The organism is Pseudomonas sp. NPDC090233 (genome assembly GCF_044772285.1).
Lineage (GTDB): Bacteria > Pseudomonadota > Gammaproteobacteria > Pseudomonadales > Pseudomonadaceae > Aquipseudomonas.
Genome location: NZ_JBIVYQ010000001.1, coordinates 567,817 through 588,718, shown reverse-complemented (window position 1 = coordinate 588,718; position 20,902 = coordinate 567,817). Strand labels below are relative to the sequence as shown.

Genomic DNA, 20,902 nt, shown 5'->3' with positions numbered 1-20,902 from the left:
CTTACATAACACCAAGATTTCTCAGGAAAGTCCTCGCAATGCGCTACACACCTACTGCCCTGCTGCTCGCCCTGGCCAGCACCACCGCCCTGGCCGACGGCGACCTCATGACCCGCAGCACGATGACCGGCGACTGGGGCGGCTTGCGTCACCAGCTCGAAGAAGACGGCGTCAAGATCACCGGCGACTACAGCGGTGAAACCGCCTACAACGCCCACGGTGGCCTGCACCGCTCGGCGCGCTACTCGCAGAACCTCAAGTTCGGCGTGCAGTTCGACCTCTCGAAACTCTATGGCCTGGAAAACGGCGGCAAGGTCCAGCTGACCATCAACGACCGCCGCGGCAACAGCGCCTCGGAAGACCTGGTGGGCAACCGCCTGCCGATCCAGGAAAACTACGGTGGCCTGTACACCCGCCTGACCGAACTGAGCTACGAGCGCACCCTGTTCACCCCGGCGCTCAACGTCAAGCTCGGCTACATGGCCATGGGCAACGACCTCGGCGGCCTGGACAGCGGTATCCTGTGCAACTTCATGAACGCCGGCTTCTGCGGCCACCCGCTGAACATGTCCGGTGGCAGCGGCTGGACCAACTACCCCAACGCCCATCTGGGTGTGCGGGTGAAGTACGACCTGTCGCCTTCCTGGCAACTGCGCGTGGCGGCGTTCAACGTCGACCCGGAAAGCAACGGCAACTCCAGCCGCGCCTGGCACCTGGGGCCTAAGCACACCACGGGCACGGTGGTACCGATTGAGCTGGTGTACAAGCTGCAAGGTGAATTGCCGGGTGAGTACAAGCTGGGGTACTACTACGACAGCTCCGACGTCAAACGCATCGGCAGCGACAAGGAAGTGTCCGGCCGTGGCGGCCACTACCTGCTGATCGACCAGGCCGTATGGAACGACGCCAGTTCCCCCGGACGCAGCCTGCATGCCTTCGGCCAGTACTCGGCATCGAGCGAGGCGGCATCGCCATTCACCAAGTGGTATGGCGCCGGCGTGGTGCTGTACAAGCCGTTCGCAGGCCGTCCGCGTGACACCCTGGCACTGGGCTACGGCCGCGCCGTGCAGAACCCGCGCAGCCGTGACGTGCTGGAAGACGCCGCGTTCAATGCCGGGCAGCAGTTCCCCAACATCGACGGCGCCGAGCAGTTGATCGAGCTGAGCTATGGCTACCAGGCCACGCCGTGGCTGAACCTGCGCCCGGATGTGCAGTACATCATCGAGCCGGGTGCGTTCTCCGGGAAGGACATCGACAACGCGCTGGTGGTTGGGCTGCAGGTCAAGGCGACTTTCTGATCCCCTGGGGCCGCTCTGCGGCCCATTCGCGGGGCAAGCCCGCTCCCACGTGGATTGCGAGCATCCGGCTGCAATCATCCCTGCCTGAGGTAATCCACCAACCTCAACAACATCGCATCACAGCCCTGCAATTGCTCGACACTGACAAACTCATCCGGCTTGTGCCCCTGCTCCATGCTTCCCGGTCCACAGACCACGGTGGGTATGCCCGCCTGATCGAACAACCCGCCTTCCGTACCAAACGCTACCGTGCCGAAGTCCTCCGACCCGCTGAGCAACGCGACCAACCGCGCCGCCTCGCTGTCGGCCGGCGTGGCCAGCCCCGGATAGGCACTCAACGGTTCCAGACGAATGGCGCTGGCCGCATTGACCTTGCGCATGCGCGGTAACAACTCGGCCTCTGCATAGGTCTGCAACTGATCGGCCACCGTCTGCGCCTCGAAGCCTGGCAAGGCACGCACTTCGAAGTCGAAGGCGCACTCCTCAGGCACGATGTTCAATGCCCTGCCCCCTTTGATCACCCCAGTCTGTACCGTCGAGAACGGCGGATCGAAGCGCTCGTCATGCTGTTCAGGTAACGCCAATGCCTCACCGATCTCGCCCAGCCTGCCGATCAGCTTCGCGGCATACTCAATGGCATTGACCCCGTAAGGCGCATACGCCGAATGGCACGCCGCACCGTGCACCTGGCAACGCATGGCCAGCTTGCCCTTGTGCCCGAGCACCGGTTTGAGTTCAGTCGGCTCTCCAATCAGACACAGGCGCGGCTTGTGCGTGCGCTGTTCCAGCGCGGCAAGCATTGAGCGCACGCCCAGGCAACCGACCTCCTCGTCGTAGGAAAACGCCAGGTGCACCGGCAGGCGCAACGGTTGCGCCAGAAACGCAGGCACCGCCGCCAGCACCGAGGCGATGAACCCCTTCATGTCGGCGGTGCCACGGCCGTACAACCGCCCCTCGCGCTCACTCAGGGCAAACGGCTCGACCGTCCAGGCCTGACCATCCACCGGCACCACATCGGTATGGCCAGAGAGCACCACGCCGCCGATATCCTTTGGGCCGATGGTGGCGAACAGGTTGGCCTTGGTACCCTCGACGTTGTGGAACAGTTCACTCTCAACGCCCAGTTCGGCCAGATAATCGCGAATGAAGCCGATCAGCTGCAGGTTGGAATCGCGGCTGACCGTGGCAAAACCGATCAGCCGGGCCAGCAAGGCGCGGCTGCTGAACTCACTCATCACCCGGCACCCCATAACTGGGGGCGGTGGTGGGGTCCAAAGCGCGCGTGACGTAATCCTGCATCTGCGGACGGTACGCTTGCCACAGGCCATCCAGCGCGCCAATCGGGTCCTGCTCGGCCCAGTCCACACGCAGATCCACCAGCGGCCACGTCAGTTCGCCGGCGATCTTCAGCGCCGCCGAATGTACAGGGCCGGCTTCACCGCCTGCAGCCATGGCCGCGTGCATCGCTGTCAGCAAGCGGTCGGCGAGGTGCCCGCCGGCCTGTTCAAAGGCTTGCACCATGGCTTCAATCACGTGTACCGAAGACAGCAAGTTGCCCGCCGCCGCACATTGCTCACCGGCCACTGCGTTGTGCACCCCCAGCGCTTCTTTCCCGGTGAACAGTGCCACTTGGCCGTTGCTATCGATCACCGTGACCTGGCGATATTCGCTCCAACCGTTGGCGCTGAGCACCCGATCCAGTGCTGCGGCAGGCGACAACTGGCCTTGCTCCAGCACATCGAGGATCTGCGGGCCGAGTGCCGGCAAGGTGATGTTCTGGGTGGCCACGGCACCAACCCCCGCACGTACCCAAGGGCAACGAGCACCCACGGCGATGCTCGACGAGCTGATGGCGATACCGACCTGGCCGGTGTCCTGGCAGCGACCGATGATGGAAAAGGTCATGTCATGCTCCTGTTGTTCTGTGCAGTTGCAGGCCATCTGAACAGAACCCTTTAGTGCGCGAAACCAACATTTTCCTGTGCCTTGAACAGGAAAAAACTAAGGCTGCGAACCGCACTTCAAAACACTCGAAAAACGCCGCCAAAATCCTCTGCAAGCCTCGCTGCGCAAGGCCTTCGCCGTTTTATCGGCAAGCCCAAGCTAAATACTATTTTCGCGATTTGCCCAGCGTCCCTAGTCTGGCCTCAGGTAACGGCGGTCCTCCAAACCGACCTGACAAAAACCGCCTGAACAAGGGCTCGGACAATGACAATGAACAACATCGAAATCGACACCCTCGTCGTCGGCGCAGGCCAAGCCGGCGTGGCCATGAGCGAACATTTGAGCAAGCTCGGCGTGCCGCACCTGGTACTGGAACGCAAGCGCATCGCCGAAGCATGGCGCACGGGCCGCTGGGACTCGCTGGTGGCCAACGGCCCGGTCTGGCACGACCGCTTCCCAGGCCTTGAATTCAACCTCGACGCCGACGCCTTCGCCGGCAAGGATCAGGTAGCCGACTACTTCGAGCAGTACGTACGCAAGTACAACCTGCCGGTGCGCACGGGCATCGAGGTCAAGAAGGTGGTGCGCAATGCCGACCGCCCGGGCTTCACCATCGAAACCAACGAAGGCGTGATCCGCGCCAACCGCGTGGTCGCCGCCACCGGCCCGTTCCAACGCCCGGTGATCCCAGCCATCGCGCCCAAGGACGCGCAACTGAACCAGATCCACTCCGCCGCCTACTTCAACCCCGAGCAGCTGCCTGAAGGCGCTGTGCTGGTGGTGGGTGCCGGCTCCTCCGGCGTGCAGATCGCCGAAGAGCTGATGCGCGCCGGGCGCCAGGTGTACTTGTCGGTCGGCGCGCATGACCGTCCGCCACGCGCCTATCGCAACCGTGACTTCTGCTGGTGGCTGGGCGTGCTGGGCGAGTGGGACGCGGAAATCGCCAAGCCCGGTCGCGAGCACGTGACCATCGCCGTCAGCGGCGCCCGTGGCGGCCACACCGTGGACTTCCGCGCCCTCGCCCATCAAGGCATGACCCTGGTCGGCCTGACCGAGTCGTTCGACAACGGCGTCGCGCGCTTCCAGGACAACCTGGCCGACAACATCCGCCGCGGCGACGAAAACTACCTGGCCCTGCTCGACGCCGCCGATGCCTACATCGAACGCAACGGTCTGGACCTTCCAGAAGAGCCCGAAGCCCGCAAGCGCCTGCCCGACCCGGACTGCGTCAGCAACCCGCTGCGCGAACTGGACCTGACCAAGGCCGGCGTCACCAGCATCATCTGGGCCACCGGTTATGGCGTGGACTTCAGCTGGCTGCAGGTCGACACCTTCGACGCCAACGGCAAACCCCAGCACCAGCGCGGCGTCTCGCGCGAACCGGGCGTGTATTTCCTCGGCCTGCCCTGGCTGTCGCGCCGTGGCTCGTCGTTCATCTGGGGCGTGTGGCACGACGCAAAGCATGTTGCCGGCCACATCGCCACCCAGCGCACCTACCTGGCCTACCGCGACCGCGAACAGCGTGACGCGGACGAGCAGAAACCCAATTCGATCAGCAACGTCAGCACCCTCGGAGCCCACTGATGCCTACCCATACCCGCATCCGCATGTTCAACACCAAGGTCACCTACCCCAACCAGACCCTGGACAACGACCTGTGCCAGGCCGTGCGTGCCGGCAATACCGTCTATGTACGCGGCCAGGTCGGCACTGATTTCGAAGGCCGCCTGGTGGGCCTGGGCGACCCACGGGCGCAGGCCGAGCAAGCGATGAAGAACGTCAAGCAGCTGCTTGAAGAAGCAGGCTCGGACCTTTCGCACATCGTCAAGACCACCACCTACATCACCGACCCACGCTTCCGTGAGCCGGTGTACAAGGAGGTGGGCAAGTGGCTCAAAGGGGTATTCCCGATCTCCACCGGGCTGGTGGTGGCGGGGTTGGCCCAGGCTGAGTGGTTGATGGAGATCGATGTGATTGCAGTGGTGCCCGATCACGAGTGACACATTGTTGGGGCCGCAACGCGGCCCCAACTTTTCACAGCTTGCCCAGTTCCTCCCGGCAAAACTCGACGAACAACTGCGCCGGCTTGGTCAGCTGCACCCGCTTCAAGCGCGCCGCCGCCAGCCCCGACAAGGTCACCGGCTCGGCAATCTCCAGCGTCACCAGCTTCTGCCCATCATAGGTGTACGGCGAATGCGGCCGGGTCACCAGCAGCGAAAAACCGAACCCCTGCCCCACCATCCCGCGCACCATCTCGATCGACGGCGAACTGAAAACGATATTGGGCGTCAGGCCGAGTTCGTTGAACAGACTGACGAAGTAGGTGCGGCTTGGCGCCACGTCCAGCAGGATCATCGGCTCCGGGCACAAGTCACGCAGCGAAACCTGGGCCTGGCCAGCGAAGCGGTGCTTCTCGGGAAGCAGCACGTAAGGCTTCTGCGGCGGCATCAATGGTTCGGTCTCGATGGTGCCATCGAGGTCGTGATCATAGAGGAACGCCAGGTCGAAAGTGCCAGCTGTCAGCCCCTGGATCAGCTCCTGTTGCTCGCCGTCGCGCAGGCGGATGTCGACGCCTGGGTAGCGTTCGCGAAACCCGGCGATCAGGCGTGGCAGGTACAAGGGCGCGACAGTTTCGAAACAACCAATGTCGATCTGCCCAGCCACGGTGTCGTTATCGGCCAGGGCGTTCTGCTCGAACTCATGGGTCATCTGCAACAGCGACTTGGTCTTGGCGTAGAAACGCTTGCCGCTGGGGGTCAGTGAAACACCCTGGGCGTGGTGGCGGATGAACAGCTGCACGCCGAAGCTTTCTTCCAGGCTCTTGATCGCCGTGGAGATCGACGGCTGGGCGATGTACAACTGGCGCGAGGCTTCGGCAACGCTGCCGGCCTCGACGGTGGTGACGAAATACTTGAGTTGTCGCAAGGTATAAGAAGCCACAGGCACCTCTTTGGCGCGGTTTGGGGCGCCTTTGGAATTATCCTGTCACTTTACCCTGCCGCAAGTGGCTGGGGCGGCCGAGTGATAAAGGATTTGCCTATGGCTTGACGCTATTTCGCCGTGGTCAGTAACTGAAATCGTGCCCCAACTGGCCCTGCATCCATTCCAGAAACCGCCGTACCCGCGGCAACTCCGCGTGCCCACGGGGAAACACCAGGTGGTGGGCGCTCACCGGGCTGTGCTGATTGGCGCCGAACACCGGCACCAGTTGCTCGCGTGCCACATAATCCTGGGATAACAGCGAGCTCTCCAAAGCAAAGCCATACCCATGACTGGCCGCCTCCAGGCTCATGTACGAACGGTCGAAACTCAGCGCAAACGGTGCCTGCGGCAGCGACACGCCTTGCTGGGCAAACCACTGAGGCCATTGCACCAGGGCCGATTCGGAAAGAATCAGGTTTTGCCCCAGCAGGTCGTCAGGCTGCAGGATCGGCTGACGTGCCAACAGCGCCGGGGCAGCCAGCACCGTGGCATGTTCGTGGCGGATGGTGCGTACCTCCAGACTCGGCCAGTTCGGGTAACCGTGGCGGATGTCCACGTCAATCTGGTGCCGCCCGAAGTGCAACGCCTCGTAGGAACAGGACAGATTGATCTGAATATCCGGGTGGCTGGCACGAAACTGCTCCAGCCGCGGCAGCAGCCACAGCAAACCGAAGCTCGGCGCCGAATGCAGGCGCAGGCAATCGAAGCCCACCGCGCTGCCAGCCCGCTCGGTGGCGGTGGCGAGGCTCTGCAGAAGGCCGGACACCTCACGCAGGTATTGATCGCCCGCCACCGTCAGGGTCACGCCCTTTGCAGTGCGCAGGAACAAAGGGCGCCCTATCAACGCCTCCAGGTTGGCGATCTGATGGCTGACCGCCGAAGGCGTCAGATTGAGCTGTTCGGCGGCGCGGGCGACGTTGCCAAAGCGTGCCGCTTGCTCGAAGGCCTGAATCGCTTTCAGCGGTGGCAGTTGCAGAGGCTTCTTGCTCAGGTCGTGATTCATCGCATTCCTTGGATCTACAGGTTTCGAGCGTCGTTACGCCCTGCCCCTGTGCTGAATTTTTTTCAGCATAGGCTGAAGCGCACGGCGTTGCCCAGCCCCCGCCCGCAGACCAAGCTGTGCCTACAACAACAAACAGCTGGAGCACTCCCCATGCTACTTGAAGGCAAAATCGCAATCGTCACCGGTGCCGCCTCTCCCCGCGGTATCGGCCGCGCCACTGCCCAGGCCTTTGCAAGCCAGGGCGCCAAGGTGGCCATCCTCGACCTCGACCTGAATGCCGCCCGCGATGCAGCTGCGCAACTCGGCGACGGCCACCTGGGCCTGGCCGCGAACGTGGCCGATGAAGCGCAGGTGCGCGATGCAGTGGCCGCGGTGCTGGCACACTTCGGGCGCATCGATGTACTGGTGAACAACGCCGGCATCACCCAACCCGTAAAGACCCTGGAAATCACCGGCAAGGACTACGACCGCATCCTCGACGTCAACCTGCGCGGCACCCTGCTGATGTCCCAAGCCGTGATCCCTACGATGCGTACCCAGCGTACGGGCAGCATCATCTGCATGTCGTCGGTCTCGGCACAGCGCGGCGGTGGCATCTTCGGCGGCCCTCATTACAGCGCCGCCAAGGCCGCCGTGCTCGGCCTGGGCAAGGCCATGGCGCGTGAACTTGGGCCAGATAATGTGCGGGTCAACGCGATCACCCCTGGGCTTATCCATACCGACATCACCGGTGGCCTGATGCAGGACGATCGCCGCCACGCCATCATCGAAGGCATCCCCCTGGGGCGTCTGGGCGAAGCCCGTGACGTGGCCAACGCCGCGCTGTTCCTCGCCAGCGACCTGTCCAGCTACCTGACCGGCATCACCCTGGACGTCAACGGGGGTATGCTGATCCACTGACGGCAGCTGCATGATGTTTCGCATCTGAGCCCCGTCACGGCGGGGCAATCGATAACAACAAGAGATCAGATCGACATGACCACCCTAGCCCTCGACGCGGCCACGGCCGCGCGCAGCCATGCCTATCGCAAGACCGCCTGGCGGCTGATGCCGTTTCTCATGCTGTGCTACCTTTGCGCCTACCTCGACCGGGTCAACGTCGGCTTCGCCAAGCTGCAGATGATGGATGACCTGGCGCTGTCCGAAGCGGTCTACGGCCTGGGCGCCGGCATGTTCTTCATCGGCTACTTCCTGTGCGAGGTGCCGAGCAACATCATTCTGCACAAGGTCGGCGCACGGCGCTGGATCGCCCGCATCATGATCACCTGGGGCATCATCTCGGCGCTGTTCGCTTTCGTCGAGACGGCCTGGCAGTTCTATGCCCTGCGCTTTTTCCTCGGCGTCGCCGAAGCCGGCCTGGCGCCGGGCCTTCTGCTGTACCTGACCTACTGGTTCCCGTCCTACCGGCGGGCCAAGATGACGGCCCTGTGGTTCATCGCCATCCCGCTCTCGGGCATGGTCGGCGGGCCGCTGTCGGGCTGGATCATGGAGCGCTTCGCCGGTGTGCACGGTTGGGCCGGCTGGCAATGGATGTTCCTGCTGGAAGCGATTCCTACGGTGCTGGTGGGCATCCTGGTGCTGAGCTACTTGAAAGACGGAGTCGACCAGGCCCACTGGCTGAACGCGGATGAAAAGGCGCTGCTGCGCAAGGAACTGGCCGAGGACGAACAGCACAAGGTTCAGCACGGTTCGGTCGGCGACTTCATCCGCGACCGCCGCCTCTGGTTGCTGGCAGGTATTTATTTCTGCGTGGTGATGGGCCAGTACGCCATCACCTTTTGGCTGCCGACCCTGGTACGCAATGCGGGCGTCAGTGAACCGCTGCACATCGGCCTGCTGACCAGCCTGCCCTACCTCTGCGCAATCGGTGCCATGCTGCTGGCCGGCCGCAGCGGCGACCGCCACCGCGAGCGTCGTTGGCATCTGGCGATCCCGATGTTCGCCGGAGCCTTGGGCTTGACCCTGGCCGCGCTGTTTGCCAACCAGTTGAGTCTGTCGATCCTCAGCCTGTGCCTGGCCGCCGCCGGCATCCTGTCCGCCTCGTCGCTGTTCTGGATGCTGCCCACCACGCTATTGGGCGGTGTGTCGGCGGCGGCGGGCATCGCCGCGGTCAACAGCTTTGCCAACCTGGCCGGGTTCTGCTCACCCTTTCTGATCGGCTGGGTCACCAGCACGCTGGGCAGCAACGCCATCGGCATGTACCTGATCACAGCCGTACTGATCTTCGGCGCTGGGCTGGTGTTCCGCGTCCCGGCCAGCCTGGTCAACCGTTAATCCCCTCGCAAGGAGTCATCCCTATGAATGCCGTACCCGCTACCCCGGGTGCGCTGCCTCTGGCTGCGCGCGCCCACAACATTCGTCGCCACGCCCTGCGCATGGGCCAGGTCCAGGGCCAGGGTTACATCGGTCAGGCCCTTGGGGCTGCCGACTTGCTGGCAGTCGCCTACTTCCATGCCCTGCGTATGGACTCGACCAACCCCGGCTGGGAGCAGCGCGACCGTTTCTACCTGTCCATCGGCCATTACGCCATCGCCCTGTATGCGGCGCTGATCGAAGCCCGCGTCATCCCTGAAGACGAGCTGGAAAGCTACGGCAGCGACGACAGCCGCCTGCCCATGTCGGGTATGGCAGCCTACACCCCCGGCATGGAAATCACCGGGGGGTCGCTTGGCCACGGCCTGGGCATCGCGGTTGGGGCGTGTCTTGGGCTCAAGCGCAAGGGTGCAAGCAGCTGGGTGTACAACCTGCTCTCCGACGGTGAGCTGAACGAAGGCTCGACCTGGGAGGCGGTGATGTCGGCCAGCCACTGGCAGCTGGACAACCTGATCGCCATCATCGACGTCAACAACCAGCAGGCCGACGGGCACTCCAGCGAAGTGCTGGGCTTCGAGCCGATTGTCGAGCGCTGGCAGGCGTTCGGCTGGTACGTGCAACGGGTTGATGGTAACGACCTTGATGCCTTGGTTCAGGCCTTCGACCAGGCACGCGCCCATGCGACTGCACAACCGCGGGTGATCATCTGCGACACGCGCATGGGCAAGGGCGTGCCCTTCCTGGAAAACCGCGACAAGACCCACTTCATTCGCGTCGATGAACACGAATGGGACCTCGCCCTGCAAGCACTGGACGCCGGGAGCCACGCATGAACAGCCAGACCGTACCGAAAAAACGCCTGACCACCTCGGCGATGATCGCCTCGATTGCCGCCGAGGGACAAGCGACTCGCCCCGCTCCGTTTGGCCATGCCCTGGCGGCGCTTGCCGAGCAACGCCAAGACATAGTGGGCCTGAGCGCTGACCTGTCCAAGTACACCGACCTGCATATCTTCGCCAAAGCCCACCCAGACCGTTTCTACCAGATGGGCATGGCCGAGCAACTGCTGATGAGCGCCGCCGCCGGTATGGCCCGCGAGGGTTTCACCCCGTTCGCCACCACCTATGCGGTGTTCGCGTCGCGACGGGCGTACGATTTCATCTGCATGGCCATTGCCGAGGAAAACCTCAACGTCAAGATCGTCTGCGCCCTGCCCGGCCTGACTACGGGCTACGGCCCCAGCCACCAGGCCACCGACGACCTGGCGATCATGCGCGCCATGCCCAACCTGATGATCGTCGACCCGTGCGATGCGCTGGAGATCGAGCAGGCAGTGCCAGCCATTGCCGCTCATCAAGGCCCGGTGTACATGCGCCTGCTGCGCGGCAACGTGCCGTTGGTGCTGGACCGTTATGATTACCGGTTTCAGCTGGGCAAGGCGCAGGTGGTGCGCGGCGGCCGTGATGTGCTGGTGATCGCCAGCGGGCTGATGACCATGCGTGCGTTGGAAGCGGCGGAGCAGTTGCACAAGGATGGCGTGGATGTGTCGGTGCTGCATGTACCAACGATCAAACCGCTGGATGAAGCAACGATTCTCGCCGAAGCCCGTAAACCGGGGCGGTTGGTGGTGACGGCGGAGAATCACTCGATCGTGGGTGGTTTGGGTGAAGCGGTAGCTGCCGTGCTGTTGCGCAATGGCGTAACGCCCACCTTCCGCCAGATCGCGCTGCCGGATGCGTTCCTGGATGCGGGGGCGTTGCCAACCTTGCATGACCGCTATGGCATCTCGACCGAAGCCGTGGCTCGGCAGATCAAAGGCTGGCTGTAGCCTTAGCATGGCAGTACCGGCCCCGCGAAAGGGCCGGTACTGACATGAGCAAAACCTGCAATAACGTCTTTACTGGAGGGTAAACAGCCGCAGGAACGGTGTGCGCCTATGAAGATCGTTGTCACCAGCATCCTCGTCGACGACCAGGCCAAGGCCCTGGCTTTCTACCATTACGTGCTCGGTTTCGAGCCCAAGCATGATATTCCCTTGGGCCAGCATCGCTGGCTTACCCTGACTTCACCTCACGACCCCAATGGTGTGGAGTTGGTACTGGAGCCTGACACCCACCCTGCCGCCAAGACTTACAAGGCAGCGCTGCGCCAGGATGGCATCCCCGCCACATCCTTTGGCGTACGTGACATACAGGCCGAATACACCCGGTTGTGCAAGGCCGGTGTCAAATTCACCCAGGCGCCCACAGGCCTGGGCCCGGTGACCGTCGCGGTATTCGACGACACCTGCGGCAACCTAATCCAGATCGCCCAAAAACACTGACCCTGGTGCGCTAGATCAAGGAAAACCAATGCGCCATGAATTCAGCGAAGTGCTCAATGACCTGGTCGATTACTTCCTGGTCGGTGACATCCAGTTGCTCGACCGCTTCAAGCATGAACATGACCTCCCTGACGACCTGGCCAGCGAATTTACCCACACCGACAGCGGCGACCGAGCGGTTCGCGAAGGCGTGGTGCTGCCCCTGGCCGGAGTCGACAACCTGCCCTACCACATCATTTTCACCCTCGACGGCGACACGCCCGCGTTGCTCGAACCGGGCAGCCGACTGAAGCACCGGCGCGGCGGCTATGTGCTGCAGATCGAGCACCGTGCGGTGATGGTCTACACCTGGCGCATTCTGCAGCATTTCACCAACAAGACCCTCGGCGACCTGCTGGCCCGTTATCAAGTGCCAGGGCGGCCGATCATCGAGCTGGACAATGGCTGGTATGACGTTGAGGTGCTGGGGGGTGCAGTGGTGCGTGACGGGTTGTACGAGCCGGCGTTCGAGTTTGTGATGAAAAAACGCTGGAGCCGGGGCGAGGCCAACGACGTGGATATTGGCTATGCCTTCAGCCTGCGCGGGTATTTCGACTGAATGTGCTGGCCTCTTCGCGGCTAAAGCCGCTCCTACAGTCCCGAAGGTTGGTGTAATCCCCGTAGGAGCGGCTTCAGCCGCGATGAGGCCGTCACTGTCTACCCAGCCTCAAGTGATATCCCGATCCTTGGTCTCCGGCAGGAAGAAGATCCCCAGCACCGCCGTCATCACCGCAATCACGATCGGGTACCACAGCCCGTAGTAGATATCCCCGGTCGCCGCCACCATGGCGAATGCCACAGTAGGCAGGAAACCACCGAACCAGCCATTACCGATATGGTACGGCAGCGACATCGAGGTGTAGCGGATACGCGCCGGGAACAGCTCCACCAGCCAGGCGGCAATCGGCCCGTAGACCATGGTCACGTAGATCACCAGGATGGTCAGCAGCAACAGCACCATCGGGTAGTGAATCTTCGCAGGGTCTGCCTTCTCGGGGTAACCGGCCTCTTTGAGGGCGCCCGTCAAGGTCGCGGTAAAGGCATCGCCCTGGCTCTTCAAGTCTGCCGCCGCCAAGCTGCTGCCTTCAAAACTCGGAATCACCCGTTCGCCGATACGGATCTGCGCCACGCTGCCGGGCTCGGCCGCCACGTTCTCATACGGGATCGCGCGCTTGGCCAGCAGGCTCTTGGCGATGTCGCAGGAACTGGTGAATTTGGCCTTGCCCACCGGGTCGAACTGGAACGCGCACTGGCCAGGGTCGGCCACCACCACGACGGGGTTCTGCTCCTGGGCGACGAACACGTCGGGGTTGCCGTACTCGGTCAGTGCCTTGAAGATCGGGAAGTAGGTCAGCGCGGCGATGATGCAACCGGCCATGATGATCTTCTTGCGCCCGATGCGGTCGGACAAACTGCCAAACAAGATGAAGAACGGCGTGCCGATCAGCAAGGAACCGGCGATCAGCAGGTTGGCCGTCTGCGGGTCGATCTTCAACGTCTGCAGCAGGAAGAACAACGCATAGAACTGCCCGGTGTACCACACCACGGCCTGACCGGCGGTACCGCCAAGCAGCGCCATGATCACCACCTTGAGGTTGTCCCAGCGGGCGAAAGACTCAGTGAGGGGCGCCTTCGATGCCTTGCCCTCGGCCTTCATCTTCATGAATACCGGCGACTCGTTGAGCTGCATGCGGATGTACACCGAAATCGCCAGCAACAGGATCGACAGCAGGAAGGGTATGCGCCAGCCCCATGCCTCGAAGGCCTCGGTGCCCAATGCAGTGCGGCAGGCCAGAATCACCAGCAGCGACAGGAACAGGCCAAGGGTCGCGGTGGTCTGGATCCAGGAGGTGAAGAAGCCCCGTCGGCCCTTGGGCGCATGCTCGGCGACATAGGTGGCCGCCCCGCCGTATTCGCCGCCCAAGGCCAGGCCCTGCAGGAGGCGCAGGGTGATCAGGATAACCGGCGCCGCAACGCCGATCGTGGCATAGCTGGGCAGCAGGCCAACGATCGCGGTCGACAGGCCCATGATGACAATGGTGATCAGGAACGTGTGCTTGCGCCCGATCATGTCGCCCAGGCGGCCGAACACGATGGCACCGAACGGCCGCACGGCAAAGCCTGCGGCGAACGCGAGCAAGGCGAAGATGAACGAGGTGGTTTCATTGACCCCGGCGAAGAAGTGCTTGGCGATGATCGCCGCCAGTGAGCCGTAAAGGTAGAAGTCGTACCATTCGAACACGGTACCCAGCGAGGAGGCGAAGATGACCTTGCGCTCCTCTTTGGTGATACCCCGTTGGGGCGCGCTACTGCCCGTGGATGCGCTGTCGATAACCGCCATGGGTTGCCTCCGTCTTATCGTTATTGAAGGCCGGAGTACCTCACACCCATTTCACCGTCGCACCCAGGCCCTAGGGCTTGCTATGGTTGCGCGAAGCACGACGAGGCGGGCCGCCTCGGATCGCAGCAAGGTACCTGAAGCATAATCGGCTTTGCCCAGATATCCACTGGCCAGCCACGCAGAGCTTCATCAAGCCGCCGTTTCCACCGCACCTTTGAGCTCGACCTGATTGCCATCGGGGTCGAAGCAATACAGCGACAGCCCCTCGCCTTCGGCACCGTAGCGTCTCTCGGCAGGCTCCACCGCCACGCCTGCCGCTTGCAGGTAAGCAGTCAGTGCCTGTTCGTCGAACGGCTCGATACGCAGGCAGAAGTGATGCAGGTTGCGCCCTTCTGCGCCTGGTGCCGCGCCACCCGGCTTGCCCAGCGTGCCGTCGAGCGTCACCAGGTCGATCATCGCGGTGCCGGTCGCCAGGTGAACCATGCCCAGGTCCGGGCGTTCACGGCTGACCGTGCAACCCAGCAGATCACGGTAAAACGCCACGCTGCGGTCCAAGTCGCTGACCCGCAGCACCAGGTGATCGATGTGTTTGAGGGTAAAAGGTCGCATGCCGGTGTCCTTGAGGCGATTATCCAAACGTGTCCGCCACCATAGCTCAGTCATTGGCTCGCTGACCATTACCCCTTACTCGTTCACCAGACGCTGCAGCGCCCCGCCCTCGTGCCGGGCCAGAATCCGCAGGATCTGGTCGACCAACGCCCGGTCCGGCGCCTCAAGGTGGAAATGGTGCCCACCGGGGTGCCAACTTACCTTGGCGTGCCCCGGCAGCGCCGCCTTGCGCTGTTCGAAACCGCTGCCATTGAAGGCGCCCTGCCTGCCGAACATCAAGTACAGCGGGCAGCGAATTTCGCTCAGCAGTTCACAGGCTTCACGCTCGGTCAGCGGCATTGGCTCGGGCAGCGCCAGGCGCGGGTCATGGCGCCAGCAATAGCCGTCGCCAACCTGCAGCAAATCGCGGCTACCCAGCAATCGCGCAGCAGCTTCCGAGAGTTCCCCATCCAGGCGCTGACGGCTCTGCAGCAGCGCCGCGTCGATGCTGTCGAAGCGGCTGACGTCGGGTTCGGCAAAACCTTGCAACTGGCTACGCCGCACCATCCGCTTCAGCCGGTAGGCGCGCGCCAGATGCTGCACGCGGTCATCCTCGGCCACCGTGAACGGCGCCCCCATGCCATCGAGAAAGATCATGCTGGCAATGCCACTGGTCATTGCCGCCAGCAGCGAGGCGATACCGCTGCCCATGCCGTGGGCCAGCACGTGGAATTGGCCAAGGCCCAGGCTGTCGGTAACCGCCAGCATGTCCTCGGCATGCTCCCAGAGGTAGTAGCCGCTGTCGTGGCGGCGATGGTCGGAACGCCCGTGGCCAACCAGGTCAGGGGCGACCACGAAACAGCCGTCGAGTAACGGCGCCAGCCGCTCGAACGAGGCGGCATTGTCCAACCAGCCATGCAGGGCCAGCACGGGTATGCCGTCTTCAGGCCCCCAGGTACGTACCGCTATCTCGATACCATCGAGGTCCAGCAAATGATCCTTGGCACTGCAGGGCGAGCGCATTGTGGTTCTCCTTGGTCCATGGCGTGCTTCACCCTCTCGCAGATACCAAGCCGCTGCTGACCCCGCACCGACCCGGACGTGCGCGAGACCGACCGTCAACGGCAATTATCTACCGCACCCAGGTCAGCCAAAAACAGTCGACTAGCGCCTTCATTCCCTTGAGGACGCGCTATGACAAACTCCCCGCCACTGCACCAGGCCCAGATCACCCGAAACTTGCCCGAGTGGAGCAAAACGCTGTACCCCGCGCACACAAAACGCATCATGCAGCGGGTACGCAAGGACTACCTCGACGAAAACGGTGCACCCTATAGCTGGTATGCCGCCGCCAGCCCTGAAGCCCGCCACCGGTTGCAAACACTCATCAACGAGCGAGACACCTGCCAGGTGCAGCTGAAGAAGGCACTCGCCGGGCTCAAAGGTATCAGTGAATTCTGCAAGCCGCTGCTGGCCAGTCGCTTGCGCCTCAATGTCGCAGTGGACAAGGCCCAGTATGTATTCCAGCCATTCACTTACACGCCTCGTATCGAGCCTGACACCCCGGAACCTGCGATACCCCTGGCTGGGGCCCCAGAGCAGGACCCGTTCATCATAAGCCCCGTGGGAGCCCCCCAAACACGCAGTTTGCTCGAAGCAGCCATGCACAATTTCGAGGGCCTTGCAGAAGTCGGCCCCTACAGCCAATTGACGGTCGCCCCAGGCGATGACAATCCTCTCCCGGGCCTGTCACTGGCAGATTTTGTTCGGCACTGCCGCGATCTGGACCTGGGCCAGCGCTATCAAGATCACCTTGAAACCCTCTATGAAGGGCCGAACAAGGGGCTGATCGAACGCCTGACCAGCGAAGTAAACCGCAAGGCACTTCGTGCTCATGCACAGGTCGCGGCCATGCAAGGCCTGCTGACGGCTGCCGGTCTCCAGGCATTGACTCAACTGGGTGAAGGCACGCCCAAGCCACTGTATGGCAATGAACGGCTGTATCAATGGCGCTTCACCCTGTTTGACATACCCATCCACGAAACCCTGCTGATCGGGCCGGACGAAACAGGCCAAACCAACCCGTGCATCGTCTACATGCCAAACGACCCCGAGACCCCACTGCGCGAATTCACGTCCCGCCAGGCTGCCGGCGTGCACCTGCGCGGTATGCTGCTGGCCATGGACTTTCGCCGCACGCTCATCGAATGCGCCCCCTTGGAGCAGCAGCGGGTATTGGCGGTCAAGCTCGAAAACGCGTTGTTCGTGACCACCGACGGCGTGCGCAAACCTAACCCGACTCCAAAGCTGCACTTCACCCCCCTGCCACTGCGTGAAGAACTCTGGAAGGCGATGTACAGCGCACACCTGAGCCGTTTGAAAGCCGATGCCAGAACCATTGCCGTGCCCACCGCCGATGTCGACGCCAAAGCGCGCCACGAGCGCCTCAGCCATTGGCTGGATGTCGGGTTGAATGTCCTCAATGTCGCCGCCTTTTTCGTCCCAGGTCTCAATGCGGTGATGATGAGCGTCTTCGCCTACCAGATCATGGACAACGTGTTCACAGGTTATGAAGCGTGGGAAGAAGGCGACACAGCACAAGCCCTGGCCCAGTTGCAGTCCCTGGCCATCAATGCCGCGGTGATCGCGGGCTTTGCGGTCGGCACTGAAGTGATCAAGGCATCAGGCTTCGTCGATACGCTGACACGCGTCCTGCAGGACGACCGTGAACTGCTGTGGCATGCCGATATGCAGCCGTACGCCAGCAGCGTGGAATTGCCACAGCATGGGCAAGCCGATGCGTTGGGGCATCACGTGATCGACGGCAAACGCTACCTCGGCATCGAAGGGAATGTGTATGAGGTGTTCGAGCATACCGACAAGCAATGGTATGTCCGTCACCCCGAGGACCCGCAAGCCTATACGCCGCGCCTGATCCATGATGGGGACCAGCGCTGGCGCCTGGCCACTGAACAACCATTGCAATGGGACGATGCACAGTTGATGCACCGTTTGGGCACGCTTAGCGAAGGCCTGAGTCCGTCAGAACTCGGCATGCTCATGCGCATCACCGACACAGACCCGGCGGTACTGCGCCGTGCTCATGCACTGGGCCTGCGCCCGCCAGCACTGCTGAGCGACGCCATGCGCACCTTGCAGTCCCATAGCGAAGCGGACCTGATCATCCAGCATGTACGCGATGCCCTGCCATTGGCCGCTTACAAGAACTATGCCCTGCCCGAGCTGCTGAACTTACCTGGATGGCCTGAGAGCCATGTCCTTAAAGTGTTCGATGGCCCGGAACCCTGGGGCAGCGCAACGCACTATGGGCCACCGCAAACCCTTGGCCAGATTGAAATCGAGATTACCCGCAGCGACCTTGAGACCGGCAAGTTAGGTGAGGTTGTGGTCGCGCAACTGGACAGCCTTGACCTGGAGCGGTTGCTGGGCGATGTACCCACCACTCAACACAGTACAGCGCTGAACAAAGTACTAGCCGATCGCCTGACACAGCAGCGCAGTGCCTTGATCGATAGTTTGCAGCAGGGTCATCGACAACCACCCACTGCTGCGGCGCAAACCCTCGGCCGCCAGTTTCCCGGCCTGCCGCAGACCGCCCTGGAAGAAATCCTCGGCGAGGCCAGCAGCGAAGAACACCAAAGCCTGGAGAACGGGCGCACGCCCCTGCGCATAGCCGAAGAAGCCCGTCTGTTGCAGACCAGGTCCCGCCTCGACCGTGCCATCCTGGGCCTGTATCGGCCCGGTCTGAGCAATGACGACAGCGAGCGCCTGGCCGAGGCTTTAAAGCTGAAACAGCCTAGGGCGGACGGGGCCAAACTGTTGCAGTACGCCCTAGAGCATCGTCAGGAGTGTGCCACCCTGATCGGCCAGCAGCCCATCAGGCCGGGGTTCCGTTCACCCCTGCGGCTGGACAGCGGCCGCCTCGGGTACCCACTCAGCGGTCGCGGCGCCATCGGTGCGAAAGCCAGGCTAAAGGCACTTTACCCTGCACTTGCCAACACACAACTGGACGCACTGTACAACGAGCTGAGCGCGGCCGGGGATTTGGGCAGCGCGATCAACCAACGGGAAAATGAATACAGGGCGCTGGAAACGGGACTTGATGAATGGTTCAACGCGGCCCCCGATGGCGAGCGTGAAAGGCTCAGCCGGCACCACTTCAGGAGGCTGCTGAAGAATGCCTGGCGACGAGAACCCGCCGACGCGCCAGAAAAGCTCACGCTCGACTTCATGACGCTTCCGACTCTGCCATCGTTGAACGTACGCCTGCCACACATCAGAACCCTCGAAATCAAAGGCCTGCAACTGCAGCGACTGGACGGGAGTTTTCTGCAATACTTCCCTAACCTCAGAGAGCTTGCGGTCAATGGCAATCCAGAAATTGACGCCGATGCTTTGTTCCAAGCCTTGAACTCGGCCCCTGGGCTGGTTGATCTGCATCTGGTAAACAATGGGTTAACCGAGTTGACGCGCGCTGCCGAGCAAAGCCTTCAGGCAATGCCTGGCCTACGTCTGCTCAATCTGGGCAGGAACAACCTGCAGCTCTCCCCGGCCAACTTGACATTCCTCGCGCGTATTCGGCTGGAAGCCCTCAATCTGGCGCACAACCAGATAACCCTGGATGAAGCACTCGCCAGCCAGTTCCAGAGCATCGTCAACTTGCAGCTGTTGTACCTGGACTTCAACCCGCTACGCGTTGCGCCAGACTTCAGCTTCATGGCTCGCCTCAGAAGCCTGAGGCTTAATAACTGTGAGCTGACAGAGTGGCCGCGGGGGCTGACCAACCTCATGAACCAGGCCAACTACCAACTTCGCAGGCTGAACCTCTCCCATAACCGCATTCACACCTTGATCAACCTCGACAGGGTACTGAACACCCCCTTCGCCCGGGCAATCGCAAGGCGAGCAGGCGATCACGACTGGAGCTTCAACTACAACGCCCTGCTGCCTGAGACCTGGGCTGAACTGAATCGCATACACGTCAACGTTCACGAGCTCGTGCCCGATATGCCGCAGTGGCAACGATTCTGGCGAGGGGCTGCAAATACCCAGCAGGAAAACCGCTGGGCCGCGCTGTTCGAGCAAGAGCAAAATGCTGACCTGCTGGCGGTGCTGGAGCGGCTGACGCAATCGGCGGAAGCGCGCAGCGACGCACAAGGCCTGCGCAAGCGCGTGTGGGAGCTGCTGCGCAAAGCGGCTGCGGACACAGCGCTACGCGAGCGCCTGGGGGAGGTGGCACAGGCGTTTCCGCCCACCTGCGGCGATGCCGGTGCTGACGGATTCAGCGCCTTGGAGATCGAGGTGCTGGCCTATGATGCGGCCGGTCAAACGGGTGATCACGCTCAGGCGCTGACCACGCTTTATCGCAAACTCTATCGTCGTGACATCGTCAATGTGCTGGCCGACCGAATCAGTAATCGTCGTAGAATGCGCAAGGACGCACTCCTGCAAGGGGCATTTGAAGAAGAGTTGCCAGCGTATGACGCACTGGACGAGCCGGAGGCCTTCTCTGATCATGAGCTGCGCACCGAACTGGTTGACGACATAGAGGTGCGCCTGGCCTTGCGCCAAGCCTTGTCGACAACCCTCGACTTCCCCGAACCCAGCCACGGCATGCTGTACAGGGCTACCGCCAACATCACCCCGACCATCATCGAAAATGTAAGGGTCGCAACCCTTGCACGCGAAGGTGATGCCACTGCCCGTCAACAATGGATGCGCAAACAGCCAGCCTGGGCTCACTACATCAGACGCCACTACCACGACCAGTTCACGGCCGTTGTCGACTTCTGGCGGCAGGGCATGGACTACCTTTACTACTGCCTGAGCGAAACCAACGATGCGGTCGAGCGGCTTGATGGTTCCGTGACCCAGGCGCTGGCTGCCGCCATGCCTGAAAACCCGCTGGACGAGCACGGCACCCTGCGCCGAGTCGCACTCAACGAGTGGCAATTCAGACAGGCCGCCGATGCGTTACTCGATGCTCAAAAAACAGTGGAAGACGGCCTGTTGCTCAGCCTGACCCGTAACCTGGAAGGCCGCAGCTAAGC

17 protein-coding genes are annotated in these 20,902 nt (G+C 62.5%); 10 read left to right on the top strand and 7 right to left on the bottom strand.

The genetic code is table 11. The annotated features are described in order from the left end of the window. Positions 1-38: 38 nt before the first annotated feature. Positions 39-1,298 carry a carbohydrate porin gene (locus ACIQUF_RS02930; RefSeq protein ID WP_403128178.1) on the top strand — a complete coding sequence of 420 codons (1,260 nt, stop codon included), beginning with the start codon at positions 39-41 and terminating at the stop codon, positions 1,296-1,298. Between the two features lie 74 nt (positions 1,299-1,372). Here the strand turns inward: ACIQUF_RS02930 and argE are convergent, their stop codons facing one another. Together argE and ACIQUF_RS02920 are read right to left on the bottom strand one after the other, a co-directional pair. Next, positions 1,373-2,533 carry an acetylornithine deacetylase gene (argE, locus tag ACIQUF_RS02925; RefSeq protein ID WP_403128176.1) on the bottom strand — a complete coding sequence of 387 codons (1,161 nt, stop codon included), beginning with the start codon at positions 2,531-2,533 and terminating at the stop codon, positions 1,373-1,375. Further along, positions 2,526-3,203: a DUF1028 domain-containing protein gene (locus tag ACIQUF_RS02920; RefSeq protein WP_403128173.1), complete on the bottom strand. Its 678-nt coding sequence runs from the start codon at positions 3,201-3,203 to the stop codon at positions 2,526-2,528. Before ACIQUF_RS02920 ends, argE begins: the two co-directional genes overlap by 8 nt. 303 nt (positions 3,204-3,506) lie before the next feature. Between ACIQUF_RS02920 and ACIQUF_RS02915 the strand changes: the two genes are divergently transcribed. Both ACIQUF_RS02915 and ACIQUF_RS02910 read left to right on the top strand, forming a co-directional pair. Then, positions 3,507-4,826, top strand: a complete 1,320-nt coding sequence (locus ACIQUF_RS02915) for a flavin-containing monooxygenase (RefSeq protein ID WP_403128171.1) — start codon at positions 3,507-3,509, stop codon at positions 4,824-4,826. Next, positions 4,826-5,242: a RidA family protein gene (locus ACIQUF_RS02910; protein ID WP_403128169.1), complete on the top strand. Its 417-nt coding sequence runs from the start codon at positions 4,826-4,828 to the stop codon at positions 5,240-5,242. Before ACIQUF_RS02915 ends, ACIQUF_RS02910 begins: the two co-directional genes overlap by 1 nt. A gap of 34 nt (positions 5,243-5,276) precedes the next feature. Here the strand turns inward: ACIQUF_RS02910 and ACIQUF_RS02905 are convergent, their stop codons facing one another. Both ACIQUF_RS02905 and ACIQUF_RS02900 read right to left on the bottom strand, forming a co-directional pair. Beyond that, a complete protein-coding gene (locus ACIQUF_RS02905) occupies positions 5,277-6,182 on the bottom strand; it encodes a LysR family transcriptional regulator (RefSeq protein ID WP_403128167.1) in 906 nt (301 codons plus the stop codon). A gap of 124 nt (positions 6,183-6,306) precedes the next feature. After that, positions 6,307-7,227: a LysR substrate-binding domain-containing protein gene (locus tag ACIQUF_RS02900; protein WP_403128164.1), complete on the bottom strand. Its 921-nt coding sequence runs from the start codon at positions 7,225-7,227 to the stop codon at positions 6,307-6,309. Between the two features lie 150 nt (positions 7,228-7,377). On the opposite strand from ACIQUF_RS02900, the gene ACIQUF_RS02895 reads away from it, so the two are divergent. The 6 genes from ACIQUF_RS02895 to ACIQUF_RS02870 all read left to right on the top strand — a co-directional run bounded on the left by ACIQUF_RS02895 (position 7,378) and on the right by ACIQUF_RS02870 (position 12,461). Beyond that, the gene (locus ACIQUF_RS02895) at positions 7,378-8,127 is read left to right on the top strand and encodes an SDR family NAD(P)-dependent oxidoreductase (protein ID WP_403128161.1); all 750 of its coding nucleotides are present in this window, start codon (positions 7,378-7,380) and stop codon (positions 8,125-8,127) included. 75 nt (positions 8,128-8,202) lie between these two features. Then, a complete protein-coding gene (locus ACIQUF_RS02890; RefSeq protein ID WP_403128158.1) occupies positions 8,203-9,501 on the top strand; it encodes an MFS transporter in 1,299 nt (432 codons plus the stop codon). A 23-nt stretch (positions 9,502-9,524) separates the two neighbouring features. After that, positions 9,525-10,373: a transketolase gene (locus ACIQUF_RS02885; RefSeq protein ID WP_403128155.1), complete on the top strand. Its 849-nt coding sequence runs from the start codon at positions 9,525-9,527 to the stop codon at positions 10,371-10,373. After that, a complete protein-coding gene (locus ACIQUF_RS02880; protein ID WP_403128153.1) occupies positions 10,370-11,368 on the top strand; it encodes a transketolase family protein in 999 nt (332 codons plus the stop codon). Before ACIQUF_RS02885 ends, ACIQUF_RS02880 begins: the two co-directional genes overlap by 4 nt. A gap of 108 nt (positions 11,369-11,476) precedes the next feature. Further along, positions 11,477-11,863: a VOC family protein gene (locus ACIQUF_RS02875; protein ID WP_403128151.1), complete on the top strand. Its 387-nt coding sequence runs from the start codon at positions 11,477-11,479 to the stop codon at positions 11,861-11,863. A 28-nt stretch (positions 11,864-11,891) separates the two neighbouring features. Next, entirely contained in the window at positions 11,892-12,461 is a 570-nt protein-coding gene (locus ACIQUF_RS02870) for a hypothetical protein (RefSeq protein WP_403128148.1), read from the top strand. A gap of 108 nt (positions 12,462-12,569) precedes the next feature. On the opposite strand, the gene ACIQUF_RS02865 is transcribed toward ACIQUF_RS02870, so the two are convergent. From ACIQUF_RS02865 to ACIQUF_RS02855, 3 genes are all read right to left on the bottom strand, one after another. Continuing rightward, complete coding sequence (locus ACIQUF_RS02865) at positions 12,570-14,243, bottom strand: MFS transporter (RefSeq protein WP_403128145.1); 1,674 nt, start codon at positions 14,241-14,243, stop codon at positions 12,570-12,572. Positions 14,244-14,432: 189 nt separating this feature from the next. Then, positions 14,433-14,852, bottom strand: coding sequence for a VOC family protein (locus tag ACIQUF_RS02860; RefSeq protein ID WP_403128143.1), 420 nt, complete (start codon positions 14,850-14,852; stop codon positions 14,433-14,435). A 75-nt stretch (positions 14,853-14,927) separates the two neighbouring features. After that, a complete protein-coding gene (locus tag ACIQUF_RS02855; RefSeq protein ID WP_403128140.1) occupies positions 14,928-15,854 on the bottom strand; it encodes an alpha/beta fold hydrolase in 927 nt (308 codons plus the stop codon). 171 nt (positions 15,855-16,025) lie between these two features. Here ACIQUF_RS02855 and ACIQUF_RS02850 point away from each other — a divergent pair, with 171 nt between their 5' ends. Then, positions 16,026-20,900, top strand: coding sequence for an NEL-type E3 ubiquitin ligase domain-containing protein (locus ACIQUF_RS02850; protein WP_403128135.1), 4,875 nt, complete (start codon positions 16,026-16,028; stop codon positions 20,898-20,900). Positions 20,901-20,902 lie beyond the last annotated feature (2 nt).